The organism is Mesorhizobium sp. M7A.F.Ca.US.006.04.2.1 (assembly GCF_004022915.1).
Lineage (GTDB): Bacteria > Pseudomonadota > Alphaproteobacteria > Rhizobiales > Rhizobiaceae > Mesorhizobium > Mesorhizobium ciceri.
The window spans coordinates 1-3910 of sequence record NZ_RZQA01000620.1 but is presented as its reverse complement, the minus strand read 5'-3'; the positions used below and the strand labels follow the sequence as shown (position 1 = coordinate 3910).

The 3910-nt window shown below is 61.2% G+C and carries 5 protein-coding genes; all 5 read left to right on the top strand.

Annotation, left to right across the window (positions count from 1 at the left end; genetic code table 11):
• The coding region (locus tag EN925_RS26605; protein ID WP_206522615.1) for a 2-oxo acid dehydrogenase subunit E2 at positions 1-163 on the top strand (163 nt) is incomplete at its 5' end.
• A gap of 149 nt (positions 164-312) precedes the next feature.
• Complete coding sequence (locus EN925_RS26600) at positions 313-948, top strand: SGNH/GDSL hydrolase family protein (protein ID WP_024505188.1); 636 nt, start codon at positions 313-315, stop codon at positions 946-948.
• Between the two features lie 12 nt (positions 949-960).
• Positions 961-2406, top strand: coding sequence for a dihydrolipoyl dehydrogenase (lpdA, locus tag EN925_RS26595; protein ID WP_127385759.1), 1446 nt, complete (start codon positions 961-963; stop codon positions 2404-2406).
• Between the two features lie 89 nt (positions 2407-2495).
• A complete protein-coding gene (locus EN925_RS26590) occupies positions 2496-2753 on the top strand; it encodes a GlsB/YeaQ/YmgE family stress response membrane protein (protein WP_127370325.1) in 258 nt (85 codons plus the stop codon).
• 138 nt (positions 2754-2891) lie between these two features.
• Complete coding sequence (lipA, locus tag EN925_RS26585) at positions 2892-3857, top strand: lipoyl synthase (protein WP_024505190.1); 966 nt, start codon at positions 2892-2894, stop codon at positions 3855-3857.
• Positions 3858-3910 lie beyond the last annotated feature (53 nt).

Here is a 3910-nt window from a genome sequence, read left to right as displayed (position 1 = left end):
CGGCGAGGAGCGGGCAGTGGTCAAGAACGGCGAGATCAGAATAGCCACCGTGATGTCGGTGACGCTGTCGACCGACCACCGCGCCGTGGACGGTGCGCTGGGTGCCGAACTGCTGGTCGCCTTCAAGCGGCTGATCGAAAACCCGATGGGCATGCTGGTTTAGGGAAGCGAGAGGGCGGTGCGGATAGTCTTCACCAGCCTCTTCGCTTTCATCATTTCCGGATTCGCCACCGGACTGGCTCCTCGGAAACGGGCGGTCACAACCCATGGATGGCGGGTGAAGCGTGGGTTGATCGACGCACAGGTGGGCGCATGAAGACGGTTCTTTGTTACGGCGACTCGCTGACCTGGGGCTACAATGCCGAAGGTGGCCGCCATGCGCTGGAAGACCGCTGGCCAAGCGTGCTGCAGGCCGGGCTCGATGGTGGCGTCGAAGTTATCGCCGAAGGCCTCAATGGCCGTACCACCGCCTTCGACGACCACCTGGCCGGTGCTGATCGCAACGGCGCCAGGCTGCTGCCAACGGTGCTGACAACCCATGCGCCGATCGACCTGATTGTCATCATGCTCGGCGCCAACGACATGAAGCCGTGGATCCACGGCAATCCCGTCGCGGCCAAGCAGGGTATCCAGCGGCTGATCGACATCGTGCGCGGTCACGATTATCCGTTCGACTGGCCGGCGCCGCAGATCCTGATTGTTTCGCCGCCTGTCGTCAGTCGCACCGAAAATGCCGAGTTCAAGGAAATGTTTGCCGGCGGCGACGACGCCTCGAAGTTTTTGGCACCGCAATATGCCGCGCTCGCCGATGAGGCCGGCTGCGGCTTCTTCGACGCCGGCAGCGTGGCGCAAACCACACCTCTCGACGGTGTTCATCTTGACGCCGAAAATACGCGAAACATCGGCGAGGCGCTGACACCAGTCGTGCGCGTCATGCTGGAATTGTGAAGGAGAAAACCCGTGGCTGAGAACTATGACGTCATCATCATCGGCTCCGGTCCCGGCGGCTATGTCACCGCGGTGCGTTCCGCGCAGCTCGGCTTCAAGACGGCGATCGTCGAGCGCGAGCATCTCGGCGGCATTTGCCTTAACTGGGGCTGCATCCCGACCAAGGCGCTGCTGCGCTCGGCCGAGATCATGCAGTATTCGGATCACCTGAAGGATTACGGGCTGAAGCTCGACGGCAAGGTCAGCGTGGACACATCGGCCGTCGTTGACCGCTCGCGCAAGGTGTCGCTGCGGCTCAATGGCGGCGTTGCCTTCCTGATGAAGAAGAACAAGGTCGACGTCATCTGGGGCGAGGCCAAGCTTTCGAAGGCGGGCGAGATCGTCGTGTCCAAGACGGCCAAGAAGCCGATGGAGCCACAGCCGCCGGTGCCGAAAGGCGTCAAGGGCGAGGGCACCTATACCGCCAAGCACATCATCCTGGCGACCGGCGCCCGGCCACGCGCGCTGCCCGGCATCGAGCCGGACGGAAAGCTGATCTGGACCTATTTCGAGGCCATGGTGCCGAAGGAGATGCCGAAGTCGTTGCTCGTCATGGGGTCGGGCGCCATCGGCATCGAATTCGCCTCCTTCTACCGCACAATGGGCGCCGAGGTGACGGTGGTCGAATTGCTGCCGGCGGTGATGCCGGTCGAGGACGCCGAAGTCTCGACGTTCGCGCAGAAGCAGTTCGAGAAGCAAGGCATGAAGATCATCCTCGAAGCCAAGGTGACCAAGGTCGAGAAGGGCACGAACTCGGTCACCGCGCATGTCGAGATGAAGGACGGCAAGGTCGAGAAGATCACCGCCGACCGCATGATCTCGGCCGTCGGCGTGCAGGGCAACATCGAGGGCCTCGGACTCGAGGCGCTTGGCGTGAAGACCGAACGCGGCTGCGTCGTCATCGATGGGTACGGCAAGACCAATGTGCCGGGCATCTATGCCATCGGCGATGTCGCCGGCCCGCCGATGCTCGCCCACAAGGCCGAACATGAGGGTGTCGTGTGCATCGAGAAGATCGCTGATTTTCCTGGCGTACATGCCACCGACAAGCTGAAGATTCCGGGCTGCACCTACTGCAATCCGCAGGTCGCCTCGGTTGGCCTGACCGAAGCCAAGGCCAAGGCAGAGGGCTGGGATATCCGGGTCGGGCGCTTCCAGTTCGCCGCCAATGGCAAGGCGATCGCGCTCGGTGAGGATCAGGGCTTCATCAAGACCATCTTCGACAAGAAGACCGGTCAATTGCTCGGTGCCCACATGGTCGGCGCCGAAGTGACCGAACTGATCCAGGGCTTTGTCGTGGCGATGAACCTGGAGACGACCGAGGAAGAGCTGATGCACACCATCTTCCCGCACCCGACGCTGTCGGAGATGATGAAGGAAAGCGTGCTCGACGCCTATGGCCGCGCACTCAACGCGTGATAGATTGAAAGCGCTGCTACAGATGGAACCCGGCGGCAAGGTACATCGTTTGCGGATGCACTTTCATCCATCACACAAGGAGAAGGCATATGCACCTGAATGGCGTCGGCTGGATAGCAGCCATCATCATCGGCGGCCTGGCAGGCTGGTTCGCCGAAATGTTCATGAAGAGCAACACCGGCATCTTGATGAACATCGTTATGGGCATCGTCGGCGCGATCGTACTGAATGCCATTCTGCAGGCTCTCAATTTTGGCCCGTTCGGCGTCGGCTGGATTGCCTATCTGATCACCGGCTTTATCGGTGCCTGCCTGCTGATCTGGGCGGGGCGTCTGGTGCGCCGCTGACATCCCTGGAGAGCTGCCATGCGAAAAAGGCTGTTGCGGCATGCGCCGCAGCGGCCTTTTTCTTTGCGCCGAAAAGTCCTAGATGACGTTATGACAACGAACGCCTGACTGGCGCTCGCCAATGAACCAGGTTTCCCGATGGTCACTGTCCTCGATACGATCGCCAACGCACCGCGCCTGCGGCATCCGGAAAAGGCGCACAAGCCTGATCAGGATGTCCTGCGCAAGCCCGACTGGATACGCGTCAAGGCGCCGATGTCGAAGGGCTATGCCGAAACGCGCGAAATCGTGAAGTCGCACAAGCTGGTGACGGTCTGCGAAGAAGCCGGATGCCCCAACATCGGCGAGTGCTGGGAAAAGAAGCACGCCACCTTCATGATCATGGGCGAGATCTGCACCCGCGCCTGCGCTTTCTGCAACGTCGCCACGGGCATTCCAACCGCTCTTGACCCGGATGAACCGGCCCGCGTCGCGCATGCGGTCAAGCAGATGGGCCTTACCCATGTCGTCATCACCTCGGTCGACCGCGACGATCTCGCCGATGGCGGTGCGCAGCATTTCGCCGAGGTCATCCGCGCCATCCGGGCGGCGACGCCGCTGACGACGATCGAAATCCTGACGCCCGACTTCCTGCGCAAGGACGGCGCGCTGGAGATCGTCGTGGCGGCCAAACCCGACGTCTTCAACCACAATCTCGAAACCGTTCCGTCGAACTATCTGACGGTTCGTCCGGGCGCCCGCTATTTCCATTCGATCCGGCTGTTGCAGCGGGTCAAGGAGCTTGATCCGTCGATCTTCACCAAGTCCGGCATCATGGTGGGACTGGGCGAAGAACGGAATGAAATCCTGCAGTTGATGGACGATCTGCGTTCGGCCAATGTCGACTTCATGACCATAGGCCAGTATCTGCAGCCGTCGAAGAAGCACCACCCGGTGATCCGTTTTGTTACGCCGGAGGAGTTCAAATCCTTTGAGACGATCGGCCGGACCAAGGGTTTCCTGCTGGTGGCGTCCAGCCCGCTGACGCGTTCATCGCATCACGCCGGCGACGATTTCGCCAAGCTGCGTGCGGCACGGGAAGCGATTCTCAAGAAATCAGCTTAATCAGCCGGTTTCATGCCAAAATTCGAAGCCACCCGACGCGTATCCCATACACC